Source organism: Kytococcus sp. HMSC28H12 (genome assembly GCF_001816045.1).
GTDB classification, from domain to species: domain Bacteria; phylum Actinomycetota; class Actinomycetes; order Actinomycetales; family Dermatophilaceae; genus Kytococcus; species Kytococcus schroeteri.
Window position 1 is genome coordinate 1 of record NZ_KV824308.1, and the last position, 17,243, is coordinate 17,243.

Below are 17,243 nucleotides of genomic sequence, written 5' to 3' on the forward strand. Positions count from 1 at the left end.
AACCATGGAGGACGGACACCCCACCCCGAGTGTCAGAATGGGCGCCATGAGCGCTGACGTCCCCACCGGTTTCCAGCACGCCGGCACCCCGCGGGTGTTCTCCGGCATGCAGCCCACCTCCGACTCGCTGCACCTGGGCAACTACCTCGGCGCGTTGTCGCAGTGGGGGCCGATGCAGGACGGCCACGAGGCGGTCTTCTGCGTGGTGGACCTGCACGCGGTGACCGTGCCCATGGACCCGGCCCTGCTGCGCGAGCGCACCCGTCGTACCGCGGCACAGTTCATGGCCGGCGGCGTGGACCCGGAGCGTTCCGTGCTGTTCGTGCAGTCCCACGTGCCCGAGCACGCCGAGCTGGCGTGGCTGCTCAACTGCATCACCGGCTTCGGCGAGGCCAGCCGCATGACGCAGTTCAAGGACAAGGCCGCCAAGCAGGAGGCCGGCAACGCCTCGGTGGGACTGTTCACCTATCCGATGCTCATGGCCGCCGACATCCTGCTCTACGACACCTCCTTGGTGCCGGTGGGCGACGACCAGGTGCAGCACGTGGAGCTCACCCGCGACCTCGCCCAGCGGTTCAACCACCGCTTCGGCGACACCTTCGTGGTGCCGGAGTACCGGGTGACCAAGGAGTCCGCGCGGGTCATGGACCTGCAGGAGCCCACGAACAAGATGAGCAAGTCGGCCAGCTCCGACAAGGGCGTCATCTGGCTGCTCGAGGAGGCGAAGGCCTCCACCAAGAAGCTCAAGTCGGCCGTCACCGACAACGACGCGGTGATCGCCTACGACCAGGAGGCCAAGCCGGGCGTCACCAACCTGCTGAACATCCACGCGGTCGCCTCCGGGGAGAGCGTGGAGACGCTGCTGGCCCGCTTCGAGGGTCAGGGTTACGGCGCGCTCAAGGTCTCCACGGCCGAGGCGGTGGAGGCGCTGCTGGCCCCGGCCCGCGGGCGTGCCGCCGAGCTGCTGGCCGACCCGGCCGAGCTCGACCGCATCCTGGCCCGTGGCTCCGAGAAGGCCCGAGCCATGGCCGCCCCGGTCATGGACCGGGCCCGAGAGGCGATGGGCTTCCTCCCGGTCGGACGGGACTGAGGACTCTCCCGTGACGATGGACATCGGCGTCGCCATCCCGGTCCCCGCGCCCTGGGCGGACGAGGTCCGTCGGGTGCGGATGGCCGTCGGGGACGAGCAGGCCCGGTCCATCCCCACGCACATCACCCTCATGCCGCCGCTCACGATGGCGCGTGACGACCGCTCGCTGGTGGCCGACCACCTCTCGGCCGCCGCGGCGGCGGTGCCGCCCTTCGTCGTGGAGCTGCGGGGAACCGAGACATTCCGGCCGGTCTCCCAGGTGGTCTACGCGCCGCTGGTGCAGGGTGCCGAGGAGTGCGCCGCCCTGGAGCGTCGCGTGCACGCCGGTCCGCTGGCCATGGAGCTGCCCTTCCCGTACCACCCGCACGTCACCCTCGCCCAGAACGTGCCGGCCGGGTCGCTCGACCGGGCCATGCAGGAGATGGCGGACTTCGCGGCGACGTTCACGGTGGACCACTTCACGCGCTACGTGTCGGGGCCGGACGGCGTGTGGCGCCCGTTGGACTCCTGGGAGCTCGGCTCGGGGGAGTGCCGCGCCCTCTGAGTTCGCCCTGTCACGCCCCCTGGGCCTCGCCCGGCCTCGTCCTGTCGCGCCCGGCCGTGGTGGTAGCGGCGGGCCAGCTCTCCTCAGAGCACCCGGCGCCCGGCGGCGTGCAGCGGGATGACCTGCTCGTAGTACTCGATGAGGCGGTCCACCATCGCGCTCCAGGAGCGGCCCTCCACGGCGGTGCGGCCGGCGACGCCCATGCGCTCACGCTCCTGCGCCGCCCCCGGCGCGGTGACGAGGCGCTCCACGCACTCGCGCAGCGACCCGGCCCGGTCCGGGTCGAAGAGGTAGCCCGTCCCCCCGTGGTCGATGAGGTCCAGGGGGCCGCCCCGCGCCGGCGCGATGACGGGCAGCCCGGCCGCGGCGCCCTCCTGCAGCGTCTGCCCGAAGGTCTCGCGCGTGCCGGCGTGCACGAACAGGTCGAAGGACGCGTACGCGTCGGCCAGCTCCTCGCCCTCCATGCGGCCGAGGAAGGCCGCGGTGGGGAACTGGTGGGCCAGCAGGTCGCGGCTCGGGCCGTCGCCCACGAACACCAGCCGGGCGCCGGGCAGGTCGGCCAGCTCCAGGAAGCGGTGCAGCTCCTTCTCCGGGGCCAGGCGCCCCACGTAGCCCAGCAGCACCTCACCGTGCGGCGACAGCTCGGCCTTGAGGCGGCGCACCGCGTCGGTCTGCTTGCGGTCGGGGTGGAAGAGCTTGGCGTCCACCCCGCGCCCCCACAGGGCGGTCCGCGGGATGTCGTGCTCGCGCAGGTCGGTCAGCGCCGCCTGCGAGGGAGCGAGCGTGAGGTCGGCCTGGGCGTGGATGCGCCGGATCCAGCGCCACGCCGCGTTGGCGGCGATGTGCCCCGCCGGCCCGGAGTGCTGGCGGATGTAGCTGGGCATGTCGGTCTGGTAGATGGCCACCGTGGGCACCCGCAGCTGGCGGGCCACCGAGAGGGCGTTGACGCCGAGCACGAAGGGGGAGGCGATGTGGGCCACGTCCGGCTTGAAGCCGCGGAACACCGCCTCGGTGTCGTAACCGGGCATGCCCACGCGGAACTTGCGCACCGGCACCGAGGCCACCGGGTGCACGGGGAAGCCCGCGTAGGTGGTGGGCACCTGGTCCTCGGGGGCCAGGGTGGAGGAGCGCGGGCAGACCACCGCGGCCTCGTGGCCCTTGTCGGCCAGGCACTCGAGCACCTTGCAGACGCTCGTGGTGACCCCGTTCAGCTGGGGCAGGAAGGACTCGGTGACGATGGCGACGCGCACGCTGGTCACGGTGCCCGGCGCGGGCCGCGTTGTCCACTGCGGCACGCCGGATAGGGTTCGGCCTCATGAGCACCGGCACCGCCAACCAGGGCATCGACGGCTTCTGGGGCATCGTCCCCGCCGGGGGATCGGGGACCCGCCTGTGGCCGGTCTCCCGGTCCTCGGCCCCCAAGTTCCTGCAGGACATGACCGGGGAGGGCCGGTCCATGCTGCAGGCCACCCTCGACCGGCTGCGGCCGCTCACCGGGGACCGCATCACCATCGTCACCGGGTCGGCGCACTCGGACAAGGTGCGGGAGCAGGTGACCGGCGAGGCCCTCGGCGGTGGCGTGCCCGGCCTGGGTGCCGACGGCCTGGTGGTGGAGCCGCAGCCGCGCGAGTCGATGCCGGCCATCGGGCTGGCCGCGGCGATCATCGCCCGCCACGACCCGGGGGCCGTCATCGGCTCCTTCGCCGCCGACCACCTGGTGGGCGACGAGGACACCTTTCGTGCCTGCGTGGCCGAGGCCGTGGCCGTGGCGCGCACCGGCAAGCTGGTGACCATCGGCATCGAGCCCACCCGCCCGGCCACCGGCTTCGGCTACATCCGGCTGGGGGAGGCCCTCGACGTGCCCGGCGCCCCCTCGGCCCACGCGGTCCGGGCCTTCCACGAGAAGCCGCACGCCGCCCGCGCCGAGGCCTTCCTGGCCGAGGGCGGCTACCGCTGGAACGCCGGCATGTTCGTGGTGAAGGCCACCGTCCTGCTGGAGCTGCTGGGGCGCAACCACCCGGACATGGTGGAGGCCCTCACCCGCATCGCCGCCGACGACGACCTGCGCCACCTGGACGACCTGTGGGCGCCGATCACCAAGATCGCCATCGACCACGCGGTGGCCGAGCCGGCCGCCGCCACCGGCGACGTGGCCTGCGTGCCGGGTGACTTCCCGTGGGACGACGTGGGCGACTTCGGGTCGCTGGGTGCCGTGCTCGGACGTCTCGGTGCCGGCAAGGAGGTGGACGGCCTGGTGACCACCGGGGCCGGTGAGGTGGTGGGCGAGGACGCCAGCGGCTTCGTCATGACGTCCAAGGGCCGCACCGTGGTGACCATGGGGCTGGAGGACGTGGTGGTGGTGGACACCCCCGACGCCGTGCTCGTCACCACCCGGGAGCGGGCGCAGGACGTCAAGGGCATCGTCGCCCGCCTGAACGAGCTGGGCCGCGAGGACCTCACGTGACCGCCCGCGAGGCCGTGCTCACCGCCGGCTGGGAGCACCTGGTGCGCCCCGTGCTCTTCGGGCTCGGCGGGGGCGATGCGGAGACCGCCCACCACACGACGCTGCAGTGGTCGGCCGCGCTGCAGGGCGTGCCCGGCGCGATGACCGCGCTCGCGGCGGTGACCGGCGGCATCGCCCCGGGGCACACGGTGCGCCCCGGTGAGGGCGTGACGGTGGCCGGCATCACCTTCCCGCACCGCGTGGGCCTGGCGGCCGGGGCGGACAAGGAGGGCACCGCACTGCTGGCCTGGCAGGCCCTGGGCCTGGGCCACGTGGAGCTGGGCACGGTCACCCCGCGACCGCAGCCGGGCAACCCGCGCCCGCGCATGCACCGCCTGCCCGCCAGCGGCGCGGTGATCAACTCCATGGGCTTCCCCAACGCCGGGGTGCACTCCGCGGTGCTGCGGCTGCGCGAGGCCCGCGCGGCCGGCCTGACCATCCCGGTGGGCCTGAGCATCGGCAAGAACAAGGACACCCCGCTGGAGTCCGCCCTGGAGGACTACGCCACCTGCGTGCGCGTGGCCGCCGGCCTGCCGGACTACCTGGCGGTGAACATCTCCTCGCCCAACACCCCGGGCCTGCGCGGGCTGCAGGACCCCGAGCCGCTGGAGCGCCTGCTGGCCGGCGTGGTGCAGGCGGAGGCCGACCGAGCCCGTGCCGCAGGCACCGCCTCGGTCCCGGTGTTCTGCAAGGTGGCCCCGGACATGGACGACGAGGCGCTCGCCGGCGCCACCCGCATCGCGCGTGAGGCGGGGGTGGCCGGCATGGTGGCCACCAACACGACCCTGGCGCGCACGGGCCTGGCCCCGCAGGACGCCGCCTGGGTGTCCGCTGAGCAGCCGCCCGGTGGTCTCTCCGGGGCGCCGCTCACCGCGCGGGCCCGGGAGGCCGTGGCGGTGGTGGCCGGCGCGAGCGACCTGCCCGTCATCGGGGTGGGCGGTGTGATGACGCCCGCCGACGCGGTGGCCCTGCGGGAGGCCGGCGCCGCCCTGGTGCAGGTCTACTCGGGCTTCGTCTTCGCCGGGCCCGCCCTCGTGGCCGGCGCCGCCGCGCGCGCCTGAGAAGGAACCCGTCGAGGGGCGCCCGGGCGCGTACCATGTGCGCCGTGTCACGCCTGGGTGGCACAGCCACTCAGCAGGAGTTGACATGCGCATTTCGATGAAGATCGCCGGCGTCCTCGCGGCCGCTTCCCTCGCCCTGACGGCCTGTGGCGAGGCCCCGGAGGAGGGCGGCTCGGAGTCCGGCAAGGGCTCCGGCAGCGGCGCGCCCGCGGAGGACGTGAACAAGGACTACAAGGCCTGCATGGTCTCGGACTCCGGTGGCTTCGACGACCAGTCCTTCAACCAGACCTCCTACGAGGGCCTCAAGCGCGCCGAGGAGGAGCTGGGCATCCAGACCGCCAAGGTGGAGTCCTCCAGCGAGGCCGACTTCGCCCCCAACGTGGACACCCTGGTCAACCAGCAGGGCTGCAACATGGTGATCGGCGTGGGTTTCATGCTCGAGGACACCATCCAGGAGGCCGCCAAGCAGCACTCCGACGTGGACTTCGCTCTCGTGGACTCCGCCCTGGCCGACGGCAACAAGCCGGCCACCGCCGAGAACGTGCGCCCGCTGCTGTTCAACACCGCCGAGGCCGCCTTCCTGGGTGGCTACCTGGCCGCCGGCATGAGCGAGTCCGGCAAGGTCGCCACCTTCGGCGGCATGCAGATCCCCTCGGTGTCGGTCTTCATGGACGGCTTCGCCGACGGTGTGGCCGAGTACAACAAGGCCAAGGGCAAGGACGTCAAGCTGCTGGGCTGGGACAAGAAGGCCCAGAAGGGCTCCTTCTCCGGCGACTTCGAGAACATCGGCCAGGGCAAGACCCTCACCGAGCAGTTCCTCGCCCAGGGCGTGGACGTCGTGATGCCGGTGGCCGGCCCCGTGGGCTCCGGTGCGGCGCAGGCCGTGGAGGGCAAGGACGGCGCCAAGCTGGTCTGGGTCGACACCGACGGCTACGAGTCCACCGAGTACGGCAAGGTCATGCTCACCTCGGTCATCAAGGAGATGGACCAGGCCGTGTTCGACGCCGTGCAGCAGGGTGCCACCGGCAAGTTCGACAACAAGCCGTACGTGGGCACGCTCGAGAACGAGGGCGTGGGCCTGGCCCCCTTCCACGACTTCGAGGGCAAGGTTCCCGAGGAGCTCTCCAAGGAGGTCGACGCCCTGCGCGCGAAGATCGTCTCCGGCGAGCTCAAGGTGACCTCCGAGAACACCCCGAAGTGACCCCGGGCGGCACCCGGGTCCGCACGGACGACAGGACACCTGCATGAAGCTGGAACTGCGCGGCATCACCAAGGCCTTCGGGCCCGTGGTGGCCAACCGCGACATCGACCTCGTGGTGGAGCGTGGCGAGGTCCACGCGCTGCTGGGCGAGAACGGCGCCGGCAAGAGCACGCTCATGAACGTGCTCTATGGCCTGCACCGCCCCGACGAGGGCGCCATCCTGCTGGACGACCGTGAGGTCTCCTTCTCCGGCCCGGGCGACGCGGTCGCCGCCGGCATCGGGATGGTGCACCAGCACTTCATGCTCGTGCCGGTCTTCACCGTGGCCGAGTCCGTGGCCCTGGGCCACGAGGGCTCCGGCCCGATGCTGGACCTGGGGGCCGCACGACGCCGCGTCCGGGAGCTGTCGGAGCGCTTCGGCTTCGACATCGACCCGGACGCGGTGATCGAGGACCTGCCGGTCGGCGCGCAGCAGCGCGTCGAGATCATCAAGGCCCTCAGCCGTGACGCCAAGGTGCTCATCCTCGACGAGCCCACCGCCGTGCTCACGCCGCAGGAGACCGACGAGCTGCTGGCGATCATGCGCGAGCTGGCCGACTCCGGCACCTCGATCGTCTTCATCACCCACAAGCTGCGCGAGATCCGCGCCGTCGCCGATCGCATCACGGTGATCCGCCGCGGCGAGGTGGTGGGTCAGGCCGACCCGGCCAGCACCGAGCCCGAGCTCGCCGCGATGATGGTGGGCCGCTCGGTGGAGATGCGCGTGGCCAAGGAGCCCGCGCAGCCCGGCGAGGTGGTGCTCGACGTGCGCGACCTGCGCGTGGTGAGCGACTCCGGCGCCGTGGTGGTCGACGGCGTGGACCTGCAGGTGCACGCCGGCGAGATCCTCGGCATCGCCGGGGTGCAGGGCAACGGCCAGACCGAGCTCACCGAGGTGCTGCTGGGTACCGAGCCCGCCGACGGCGGCAGCGTGACCCTGGCCGGCCGCGACCTGCTGCGCCAGTCCGTGCACGAGCGCCTGACCGGCGGCCTGGGCTTCGTGCCCGAGGACCGCTCCACCGACGGCGTCATCAGCACCTTCAGCATCGCCGAGAACCTCGTGCTCGACCGCTACACCTCGCCGGTCTCCGGCAGCCGGTGGAGCATGTCGCCGCGCAAGCTGGCCGAGAACGCCGAGCGCCAGGTGCAGGAGTACGACATCCGCATCGGCTCGGTGCACGACCCCATCAGCACCCTCTCGGGTGGCAACGCGCAGAAGGTCGTCATCGCCCGCGAGATGGGCCGCGACCTCACCCTGCTCGTGGCCAGCCAGCCCACCCGTGGCGTGGACGTGGGCTCCATCGAGTTCATCCACGCCCAGATCGTGGCCGAGCGCGACCGCGGCACGCCCGTGGTGATCGTCTCCACCGAGCTTGACGAGGTGCTCGCCCTGTCCGACCGCATCGCCGTGATGTACCGCGGCCGCGTCGTGGACGTCGTGCCGGGGGACACCCCGCGCGACGTGCTCGGCCTGATGATGGCCGGCGTGCCCGCCGACGAGGCCCGCGCCCAGGCCGCTGCCCAGGAGGACCCCCGATGACCACCCCCGCCACGGACCCCGCGGCGCCCGCCACCCCGGACCTCACCGGCACCTCGGTGTCCCCGGACACCGAGCGCGACGGGCTGTTCCAGCGCATCGTGACCGGCAACCTGCTCATCTCGCTGCTGGCCGTGCTGCTGGCGCTGCTGGTGGGCGCGGTCCTCATCGCCGTCGCCGACGAGGAGGTCCGCGAGACCTCCACCTACTTCTTCGCCCGTCCCAGCGACACCCTCGAGGCGGTCTGGGTGGCCGTCTCGGAGGCCTACACCTCGCTGTTCAAGGGGGCGGTGTTCAACCCCGACGCCACCACCTTCGAGCGCCAGGTCCGTCCGCTGACGGAGTCGCTGGTGTTCAGCGTGCCGCTGGTCCTGGCCGGTCTCGGCGTGGCCGTGGCCTTCCGGGCCGGGCTGTTCAACATCGGTGCCCAGGGCCAGATCATCGTCGGCGCCATCCTCGGCAGCTGGCTGGGCTTCGCCCTGGACCTGCCGCCGGTGGTGCACCTGCTCGTGGCGGCCGGCGGTGCCGCCCTCGGTGGCGCACTGTGGGGCCTGGTGCCCGGCCTGCTCAAGGCCCGCACCGGTGCCAACGAGGTGATCGTGACGATCATGCTCAACTACACCGCCGTGTACCTGGTGGCCTACCTGCTCACCACCTCGGCCTTCCAGGAGGACGGCTCCAACCAACCCAAGTCCCCGCGCCTGGCCGAGAACTCCCTGTGGCCCTCGCTGCTGGGTGACGGCTTCCGCCTCAACGCGGCCTTCCTGCTGGCCGTCGTGGCCACCGTGGTCGTGTGGTGGCTGCTGGAGCGCTCCACCCTGGGCTTCCGCCTGCGTGCGGTGGGCGCCAACCAGGCCGCCGCCCGCACCGCCGGCATGAACGTCGGCGCGGTCACCGTGGTGGCCATGACCGTGGCCGGCCTGCTGGCCGGTCTGGCCGGCTCCGCGCAGGTGCAGGGCACCGAGCAGTTCCTCACCGGCGGCATCGCCGGCTCGCTCGGCTTCGACGCCATCACCGTGGCGCTGCTGGGCCGCTCCCGGGCGTGGGGCGTGTTCTGGTCGGGTCTGCTCTTCGGCGCGCTCAAGGCCGGCGGCTTCGTCATGCAGTCGGTCACGCAGACCCCCATCGACATCATCCTCGTCCTGCAGTCGGTGATCGTGCTGCTCATCGCGGCCCCGCCGCTGGTGCGCATGGTCTTCCGCCTGCCCGACCCCGCCCGTCCGCGCCGCCGCGCCCCCCGTCCCGAGCGGGCGGGGCGCTCCGGCGCGACCTCCGAGGAGGCCGCAGCATGAGCACCGCCCTGAGCGCCGCCGAGAGCACCCCGGCACCGCGCCCCACCGGCAGCGAGGGCGCCGACCAGCCGGTCGTTCTGCCCCGCACCTCCGCCAAGCCCCGATGGGGGGTGGTCGCGGTCTACCTGCTGGGCCTGCTGCTGGCCTGGGGCGTGTTCGTGCTGCGCAGCCCGTCCGGTGCGCAGACCTCCTTCCGCTTCAGCAGCGCCGGGGCGTTCTTCGACCTCCCCGACCTCACGCTGCCCACGCTGCCGACCGCCATCGGCCTGGCGGTGCTGTTCACGGCCGTCACCGCGTGGGCGGTGCTGCGCCGCGGACACCTGCCGGCCTGGGCCCACGTGCTCGGTGGTCTGGCCTTCATCGCCACCACGCTGGTGTGGGCCGCGGCCGGCACCGGGTCGGTGGTGCCGGTGGTCTCCCTGCTGGCCGGTGCGCTGGCGCTCTCGGTGCCGCTGATCTTCGGCGCCATGAGCGGCATCCTGTGCGAGCGCTCGGGCATCATCAACATCGCCATCGAGGGCCAGCTGCTCTTCGGGGCCTTCGCCGCGGCCGTGGTGGCCTCGCTGGCGGCCAACGCGTGGCTGGGCCTGCTGGCCGCCCCGGTGGCCGGAGCCCTCGTGGGTGCGCTGCTGGTGCTCTTCGCGGTGGTCTTCCGGGTCGACCAGATCATCGTGGGCGTGGTGCTCAACACCTTGGTGCTGGGCCTCACGGGCTTCCTGTTCTCGTCGCTGCTCACGCAGGACCGTGAGCTGTGGAACAGCCGTCAGGCGCTGCCGCAGCTGCCGGTCCCGGTGCTGTCCAAGATCCCCGTCATCGGGCCGGTGCTCTTCGACCAGACCATCCTCGTGTACCTCATGTACGTGGTGGTGGCGGTGCTGCACGTCATGCTCTTCCGCTCCACCTGGGGCCTGCGCACCCGCGCGGTGGGGGAGCACCCCAAGGCCGCCGACACCGTCGGTGTGGACGTCAACCGCCTCCGTGTGGTGAACACCCTCATCGGTGGCGCCGTGGCGGGCCTGGGTGGTGCCTTCTTCACCATCGGCGCCGGCCTGGCCTTCGGGCGCGACATGTCCGCCGGCAACGGCTTCATCGCCCTAGCGGCCATGATCCTGGGCCGTTGGAGCCCCAAGGGCGCCGTGGTGGCCGCGCTGCTGTTCGGCTTCACCAAGAACCTGGGCAACGTGCTGAGCTCCATCGGCTCCCCGCTGCCCACCGACCTGCTGCTGATGCTGCCCTACCTGGTGACGATCGTCGCCGTGGCCGGCCTGGTGGGCCGCGTGCGCCCGCCGGCCGCCGAGGGCACGCCCTACGTCAAGGGCCAGGCGTGAGCGAGGAGCCGGAGGTGGCTGCCGCCGGCGGTGACGGCGTCGACTGGGACGCCCTGCTGGAGGCGGCTCGGTCGGCCATGCGGCGCGCGTACGCGCCGTACTCCGGGTACCCGGTCGGTGCCGCGGGCCTGGCCGACGACGGCCGGGTCGTCTCGGGCTGCAACGTGGAGAACGCCGGCTACGGCGTCACCCTGTGCGCCGAGTGCGGCATGGTGAGCCAGCTGGTGGCCACCGGGGGAGGGCGTCTGGTGGCCGTGGCGTGCGTGCAGCGCGAGGAGCTCGTGGTGATGCCCTGCGGGCGGTGCCGCCAGCTGCTCGTGGAGCACGGCGGCGGCGAGTGCCTGGTCATGGCGCCGGACGGCCGCCCCCGCACGGTGGCCGAGCTGGTGCCGCTGGCCTTCGGGGCCGACGACCTCGCCTGAGCCGGGGGCGCCCGGGACCGGATGGGTGGCGGGTTCGGCCGGTCACGGTTGCACAACGATCCGCGCCAACCATTGGCCCCTGCCGCGCCCGCGGCCATGATTCCCTCGACAGTTCTCCCTACGAACATCGAGGTCAGCGATGTCCCACACTGCTGGCGGCGCCTCGGCGTACCGCCCGTCCGACGCACCGGACACCGGGTCCGGAGGCCGGCAGGCCTTCTCCGGTCGCACCGTCTTCATCCTCGCCGCCATCGGCTCGGCCGTGGGTCTGGGCAACATCTGGCGCTACCCCTACGTGGCCTACTCCAACGGTGGCGGCGCCTTCCTGGTGCCCTACCTGGTGGCCCTGCTGACGGCGGCCATCCCGCTGCTGTTCGTGGACTACGCCATGGGCCACAAGTTCCGCGGCTCGGCCCCGCTGGCCTTCAGCCGCCTCAAGGGCTGGCTGCAGCCCTTCGGCTGGATCCAGACGCTCATGTGCTTCGTCATCGCCACCTACTACGCGGTGGTGCTGGCCTGGGCCACGCGCTACTTCTTCTACTCGTTCAACCTCGCCTGGGGTGACGATCCGGAGGGCTTCTTCAACGGCACCGTGCTGCAGGTGGCCGACACCCCGAGCGCGTTCGGCTCCTTCGTCGGCTCCACCGCGCTGGTGCTGGCCGCCCTGTGGGCCGTGAGCATCCTCATCGTGTGGATTGGCGTGGACGCCGGCATCGGCTGGCTGAACCGTGTGTTCCTGCCGCTGATGATGGTGGTCTTCGCCGCGCTGGTGATCCGCGCCCTGCTGCTGGACGGCGCCGCCGACGGCCTCAACGCCTTCTTCTCGCCCGAATGGGCCGCCCTCAAGGACGCCGAGGTCTGGGTGGCCGCCTACGGCCAGGTGTTCTTCAGCACCTCGGTGGCCATCGGCGCGATGCTGACCTACGCCTCCTACCTGCACCTCAAGACCAACCTCACCGGCTCCGGCCTGGTGGTCGGCTTCTCCAACGCCTCCTTCGAGGTGCTGGCCGGCATCGGTGTGTTCGCCTGCATCGGCTTCCTGGCCCACCAGCAGGGCGTGACCGTCGGTGAGGCCGTCGCCAGCGGGCCCGGCCTGACCTTCGTGGTCTTCCCGGCGCTCATCAGCGAGATGCCCTTCGGCAACGTCTTCGGCGTGCTCTTCTTCGGCTGCCTGCTGCTGGCCGGTGTCACCTCGCTGGTCAGCCTCATGCAGGTGGTCGGCGCCGCGTTCGCCGACAAGGCCGGCGTGAGCCACCGCACCGCCACCCTGGTGACCGGCACGGTCATGGCCCTGGTGTCGCTGGCCTTCTACCCGCGCTCCACCGGCCTGTACGTGCTGGACGTCACCGACAACTGGGTGAACAACGTGCTGCTGGTCGGCTCGGCGGGCCTGGCCTGCATCGTGCTCACCTGGGTGGCGCTGGCCCTGCCCCGCCTGGCCCGCCACCTCAACACCGTCAGCTCCTTCCGCCTGGGCAAGGTCTGGATGTTCTGCGTGGGCGTCCTGACGCCCGCCGTGCTGGCGTTCACCACCTGGGACACCGTCAAGGGCCTGCGCGCCGAGCCGTACGAGGGCTACCCGACCGACTTCATCAACACCTTCGGGTGGGGCATGGTTGGCCTGGTGCTGCTGCTGTCGGTGCTGCTGTCCTTCGTCCCCTTCCGCAACCGCCACCTGCACGCCACCTCGTACGACCTCGAGGACCCCGAGGTGCGTGCCATCCACGGTGTCGACACCACTGAGCGAGGCTACGGCCACGCCGCCACCACCACGTACACGGAGGGAGGACGCGCATGAGCACCGAGGCGATCGTGATGATGGTTGTCTACCTGGGCGTCATCTGGGGCGGTCTGGGTGTGTCCCTGGCCCACCTGCTGGCCAACCCGGACGAGGAGTCGTTCGGCGACTGACCCGCCCGCACCACCTCCCGGCGGCGCACGACCACCCGGTCGTGCGCCGTCGGCGCGTCCGGGGCCGGGCACGGGCCGGGGCCCGATGCCCACGTACCCCGGCGCGGCGCCCCATCGGCGATGATGGACCCATGAGCGCAGCGCAGCACGATGCCGTGGACGTCATCCGCACCAAGCGCGACGGTGGTCGCCTGTCGGACGAGCAGATCGACTGGGTGGTGGCCGCCTACACCCGGGGCGAGGTGGCCGACGAGCAGATGTCGGCGCTGGCCATGGCGATCTTCCTCAACGGCATGGAGCCCGGCGAGATCGAGCGCTGGACCGCGGCCATGATCGCCTCGGGCGAGCGCATGGACTTCTCCACCCTGAGCCGCCCGACCGCCGACAAGCACTCCACCGGCGGCGTGGGCGACAAGATCACCCTGCCGCTGGCGCCGCTCGTGGCCGCATGCGGCGTGGCCGTGCCGCAGCTCTCCGGGCGCGGGCTGGGCCACACCGGCGGCACCCTGGACAAGCTCGAGGCGATCCCCGGCTGGCGCGCCGAGCTCACCAACGACGCGATGATGACCCAGCTCGAGGAGGTGGGTGCCGTCATCTGCGCCGCAGGGGCGGGGCTGGCGCCGGCCGACAAGAAGCTCTATGCCCTGCGCGACGTGACCGGCACCGTGGAGGCGCTGCCCCTCATCGCCAGCTCGATCATGTCCAAGAAGATCGCCGAGGGGACCGGCGCGCTGGTGCTCGACGTCAAGGTGGGCTCGGGGGCGTTCATGAAGAACGAGGCCGACGCCCGCGCCCTGGCCGAGCGGATGGTGGCCCTGGGCACCGCGGCGGGGGTGACCACGGTGGCGCTGCTCACCGACATGTCCGCGCCGCTGGGTCGCACCGCCGGCAACGGGCTGGAGGTCACCGAGTCCGTGGAGGTGCTCTCCGGCCGCGGCCCGGCCGACGTGCGCGAGCTGACCCTCGCCCTGGCCCGCGAGATGGTGCTGGCCTCCGGCATCGAGGGCGCGGCGGACGTGGACGTGGAGCAGGTGCTGGACTCCGGTGCCGCGCTGGAGGTGTGGAAGCGCATGGTCGCCGCGCAGGGTGGCGACCCCGAGGCCGAGCTCGTGCCGGGTGCCCACACCGCCGAGGTGACGGCCGAGGCCAGTGGTGTGGTGACCGCCATGGACGCCTACAAGGTGGGCGTGGCCGCGTGGCGCCTGGGCGCCGGGCGCGCCCGCAAGGAGGACCCGGTGCAGGCCGGTGCGGGCGTGGTCTGGCACGCCGGCGTGGGGGAGCGCGTGGAGGCCGGGCAGGTGCTCTTCACCTGCCACACCGAGACGCCGGAGCGGCTGGCCCGCGGCGTGGAGACGCTCGCCGGTGCGGTCACCATCGACCCGGACGCCGAGCCCTTCGAGCGCACCCTGGTGATCGACCGCATCACCGCCTGACGTGACCGCGCCCCTGGACGACGACCGCCTGCCCGCCCGCCTCGGCGGAGTGGTGCCCCCCATGACCCGCACCGTGCGCCTGCTCTTCGTGGGCGTGCTGCTCTCGGCGCTGGGCAGCGGGCTCTCCATGCCCTTCCTGTACGTCTACCTCACGGACGTGCGCGGCTTCGACTCCCGCCTGGTCGGGCTGATGTTCGCGGCCATGGGCGCGGTGGCGGTGCTCGCGGCGCCGGTGGGCGGCTGGCTCATCGACCACGTGGGGCCGCGCTGGGTGCTCTTCACCGGCCTGCTCGTGGAGGGGCTGTGCATGGGGGCCATGGCCTTCGTCCCCACGCTCACGGCCGCCTACGCGCTCACCATGACCACCGCGGTGGCCGGCGTCATGGCGCACCCGGCGTTCACCGCCATGCTCACCCGCCTGGTACGCCGTGAGGAGCGCGAGCGGGTCTACGGCTTCCAGTTTCTGCTGCTCAACCTGGGCCTGGGCACCGGCGCGATGGCGAGCTCCTTCCTCGTGGCCTCCGAGACCCTGGCGGCCTACCAGCGCCTCTACCTCGTGGACGCCGTGACCTACCTAGCCTACCTCGTGGTCATCGTGGCCCTGCCCGCCGGCACCGGCGCCCTGGAGCGGGCCGCCGTCACCAGCGTGGAGCAGCTGCTGCCCGGCGACACCTGGCTGACGGTGCTGCGCGACACCGTGCTGCTGCGCGTGGTGCTCGTCTCCGTGCTGGGCATGACCGTGGGCTACGCGCAGATGGACATGGGCTTCCCCGCCTACGCCCACGGCGTGGCCGACGTGCCCCCGAGCGCGCTGGGTTGGGCGTTCGGGGCCAACACGGCCGTCATCGTGCTGGCGCAGACCTGGGCGCTGGGTGTCATCCAGGGGCGGCGCCACGCCTCGATGCTGTCGCTCACGTGGGCGCTGTGGGGCGTCTCCTGGGCGGTGGTGGCCAGCTCGGCCCTGCTCGAGGGGCCGTGGGCGGCGGCGGCCGTCATCACCGGACTGGGCCTCTTCGGCCTGGGGGAGGTGTTCCAGTCCCCGGTGATGCCGGCGGTGGTCAACGACCTGGCCACCGAGGAGCTGCGTGGCCGCTACAACGCCATGGGCGGCCTGTCGTGGACCCTGTCGTCCATCCTCGGCCCGGCACTGGCCGGGTGGATGATCGGCAGCGGGCACGCCTTCCAGTGGGTGGTGCTCACCGTGGGCGGGTGCGCCGTGGTGGCCTTGCTGTGGACGGCGATGCGCCCGGCCATGGCTGCTCGCATGTCCGGGCGCATCGGCGAGACGGCCGCCGAGACCGCCTGAGGCTCAGTAGGTGCTGTCGGCCGTCGCCTCGTCGAGCGTGGCCGGCGGCTCGGGCACCACGAGGGTGCCGGCGGCCAGGCGCTCGCGGGCCCCGGCCATGAGCGCCGAGGTGGAGCTGGTGCCGATGCGGGTGACCCCCTCGGCCAGCATGGCCAGCAGGGTGTCCACGTCGCGCACGCCGCCGGAGGCCTTCACCTGCACCTGCTCGCCGGTGTTCTGCCGCATGAGGCGCACGTCCGGCAGCGTCGCGCCGCCGCCGGCGAACCCGGTGGAGGTCTTCACGAAGTCCGCGCCCGCGGCCTCCGAGGCGCGGCAGGCGGCCACCTTCTGCGCGTCGTCGAGCAGGGCGGTCTCGAGGATCACCTTCACCGGAACGTCGTGGGCGTGGCCGGCCTCCACCACGGCGGCGACGTCGGCCTGCACGGCGTCGACCTCGCCGCTGCGCAGGCGGCCGATGTTGAGCACCATGTCCAGCTCCGTGGCGCCGTCGGCCACGGCCTGCTCGGCCTCGGCCACCTTGCCGGCCGTGCTGGTGGTGCCGTGCGGGAAGCCGATGACGGTGCACACCGTGGTGCGCGAGGGCTCGCCGTCGCCCTCCCCGGCGCCGTCGGCCACCGTCTCGGCGATGGTGCGGGCGGCCAGGGGCACGTCGCTGGGGCGCACGCACACGGAGAAGGCGTTGAGCGCGGCCACCTCGCGGACGCCGGCGGTCACCTCGTCGGTGGTGAGCTCGGGCTTGAGCAGGGCGTGGTCGAACAGGTCGGCCACCTGCTGCAGGGTCAGCGCGGTGCCGGGGGCGTAGCGGTCGGTCATGGGCCGCAGCCTACTGGCGGGGTGCACCCCATCGGTCGGTGGCGGCGCGCTCCCCGGCGGCGGGGGAGAGCACCCGCGCACCCAGGCGGCGCTGGTGGGCCACGAAGCGCGGCTCGGTGCGGCGCAGGCGGTTGCCGCGCTCCCAGAGCACGGCCGGGGGCTTGCGGTGCTCGGCCAGGTCGCGGACCAGGCGGCGGACGAAAGTGGTCCACGGTCCGGAGGTGATGCACCACGCGTCGGCGAGCAGGCCGCGCTCGCGCAGCGGGGCCACAAGGTGGGCGGCGAAGATGCCCTCGGCCACCACCAGCGGGGCGCTGCCGCGGGTCACGGTGCGGTGGCCCTGTACGGACGAGGTGGAGATGTCGTAGTCCGGCACCTGGGTGGCGCCGGTGTGCGCCAGCTGCTCCAGCCCGGCCAGGGCGGCGGCGTGGTCCCACGTGCCCACGTGGTCCCAGTCCACGAGGCCGTCGGGTCGCAGCGGCAGGTCCGGGGCGTCGTGCGGGTGGTAGTAGTCGTCGAGCGGCACCACGGGCCAGCCGTGGGTGGCGCCCAGCCGGCGGGCCAGGCGGGTCTTGCCGGCCCCGCTCGGACCGGTGAGCAGCAGCACCTGCGCGGCGGGGGTGGTGGCCTGCGGCGTGGGGGCGACGGGGTGGGCGTCCGGCATGGGGGATGATCCTACGTGCGCGCCGCCGGCCCACCGTCGGTGGCGCGAGCGGGTCCCCGGCCTGCCCGGAACCACCCCGATCCACCCGCCCGACCCACC

Annotated in this window: 16 protein-coding genes; 13 read left to right on the plus strand and 3 right to left on the minus strand. The window is 72.7% G+C overall.

The genetic code is table 11. The features are described 5' to 3' along the window. Positions 1-46: 46 nt before the first annotated feature. Together trpS and HMPREF3099_RS02185 are read left to right on the plus strand one after the other, a co-directional pair. The gene (trpS, locus tag HMPREF3099_RS02180; protein WP_070703576.1) at positions 47-1,090 is read left to right on the plus strand and encodes a tryptophan--tRNA ligase; all 1,044 of its coding nucleotides are present in this window, start codon (positions 47-49) and stop codon (positions 1,088-1,090) included. 16 nt (positions 1,091-1,106) lie between these two features. Then, positions 1,107-1,634 carry a 2'-5' RNA ligase family protein gene (locus tag HMPREF3099_RS02185; protein ID WP_070703577.1) on the plus strand — a complete coding sequence of 176 codons (528 nt, stop codon included), beginning with the start codon at positions 1,107-1,109 and terminating at the stop codon, positions 1,632-1,634. An 83-nt stretch (positions 1,635-1,717) separates the two neighbouring features. On the opposite strand, the gene HMPREF3099_RS02190 is transcribed toward HMPREF3099_RS02185, so the two are convergent. Continuing rightward, positions 1,718-2,884, minus strand: coding sequence for a glycosyltransferase family 4 protein (locus tag HMPREF3099_RS02190; RefSeq protein ID WP_070703578.1), 1,167 nt, complete (start codon positions 2,882-2,884; stop codon positions 1,718-1,720). Positions 2,885-2,949: 65 nt separating this feature from the next. Here HMPREF3099_RS02190 and HMPREF3099_RS02195 point away from each other — a divergent pair, with 65 nt between their 5' ends. The 11 genes from HMPREF3099_RS02195 (at position 2,950) to HMPREF3099_RS02240 (ending at position 15,667) form a co-directional block, all read left to right on the plus strand. After that, positions 2,950-4,098: a mannose-1-phosphate guanylyltransferase gene (locus tag HMPREF3099_RS02195; protein ID WP_070703555.1), complete on the plus strand. Its 1,149-nt coding sequence runs from the start codon at positions 2,950-2,952 to the stop codon at positions 4,096-4,098. After that, positions 4,095-5,198, plus strand: coding sequence for a quinone-dependent dihydroorotate dehydrogenase (locus HMPREF3099_RS02200; RefSeq protein WP_202816663.1), 1,104 nt, complete (start codon positions 4,095-4,097; stop codon positions 5,196-5,198). Before HMPREF3099_RS02195 ends, HMPREF3099_RS02200 begins: the two co-directional genes overlap by 4 nt. An 85-nt stretch (positions 5,199-5,283) precedes the next feature. Beyond that, positions 5,284-6,399 carry a BMP family lipoprotein gene (locus tag HMPREF3099_RS02205; RefSeq protein ID WP_070703556.1) on the plus strand — a complete coding sequence of 372 codons (1,116 nt, stop codon included), beginning with the start codon at positions 5,284-5,286 and terminating at the stop codon, positions 6,397-6,399. Positions 6,400-6,442: 43 nt separating this feature from the next. After that, positions 6,443-7,978 (plus strand): ABC transporter ATP-binding protein, encoded by a 1,536-nt coding sequence (locus HMPREF3099_RS02210; protein WP_070703557.1) that lies wholly within the window; start codon positions 6,443-6,445, stop codon positions 7,976-7,978. After that, positions 7,975-9,267, plus strand: coding sequence for an ABC transporter permease (locus HMPREF3099_RS02215; RefSeq protein ID WP_070703558.1), 1,293 nt, complete (start codon positions 7,975-7,977; stop codon positions 9,265-9,267). Before HMPREF3099_RS02210 ends, HMPREF3099_RS02215 begins: the two co-directional genes overlap by 4 nt. Next, positions 9,264-10,595 (plus strand): ABC transporter permease, encoded by a 1,332-nt coding sequence (locus tag HMPREF3099_RS02220; protein WP_070703559.1) that lies wholly within the window; start codon positions 9,264-9,266, stop codon positions 10,593-10,595. The genes HMPREF3099_RS02215 and HMPREF3099_RS02220 overlap by 4 nt, the downstream gene beginning before the upstream one ends. Further along, a complete protein-coding gene (locus HMPREF3099_RS02225) occupies positions 10,592-11,017 on the plus strand; it encodes a cytidine deaminase (RefSeq protein WP_083323418.1) in 426 nt (141 codons plus the stop codon). The genes HMPREF3099_RS02220 and HMPREF3099_RS02225 overlap by 4 nt, the downstream gene beginning before the upstream one ends. Before the next feature lie 139 nt (positions 11,018-11,156). After that, positions 11,157-12,815, plus strand: coding sequence for a sodium-dependent transporter (locus HMPREF3099_RS02230; protein WP_070703560.1), 1,659 nt, complete (start codon positions 11,157-11,159; stop codon positions 12,813-12,815). Then, on the plus strand, positions 12,812-12,928 hold the full coding sequence (locus tag HMPREF3099_RS11880; protein ID WP_083323419.1) for a methionine/alanine import family NSS transporter small subunit: 117 nt from the start codon (positions 12,812-12,814) through the stop codon (positions 12,926-12,928). Before HMPREF3099_RS02230 ends, HMPREF3099_RS11880 begins: the two co-directional genes overlap by 4 nt. A 131-nt stretch (positions 12,929-13,059) precedes the next feature. Beyond that, positions 13,060-14,361 (plus strand): thymidine phosphorylase, encoded by a 1,302-nt coding sequence (locus tag HMPREF3099_RS02235; protein WP_070703561.1) that lies wholly within the window; start codon positions 13,060-13,062, stop codon positions 14,359-14,361. 1 nt (position 14,362) lies between these two features. Further along, complete coding sequence (locus HMPREF3099_RS02240) at positions 14,363-15,667, plus strand: MFS transporter (RefSeq protein ID WP_070703562.1); 1,305 nt, start codon at positions 14,363-14,365, stop codon at positions 15,665-15,667. A gap of 3 nt (positions 15,668-15,670) precedes the next feature. Here HMPREF3099_RS02240 and deoC read toward each other — a convergent pair whose 3' ends face one another. Both deoC and HMPREF3099_RS02250 read right to left on the minus strand, forming a co-directional pair. Further along, positions 15,671-16,480 carry a deoxyribose-phosphate aldolase gene (gene deoC / locus HMPREF3099_RS02245; RefSeq protein WP_070703563.1) on the minus strand — a complete coding sequence of 270 codons (810 nt, stop codon included), beginning with the start codon at positions 16,478-16,480 and terminating at the stop codon, positions 15,671-15,673. A 10-nt stretch (positions 16,481-16,490) separates the two neighbouring features. Further along, positions 16,491-17,144 carry a uridine kinase family protein gene (locus HMPREF3099_RS02250; protein WP_070703564.1) on the minus strand — a complete coding sequence of 218 codons (654 nt, stop codon included), beginning with the start codon at positions 17,142-17,144 and terminating at the stop codon, positions 16,491-16,493. Between the last annotated feature and the right edge of the window lie 99 nt (positions 17,145-17,243).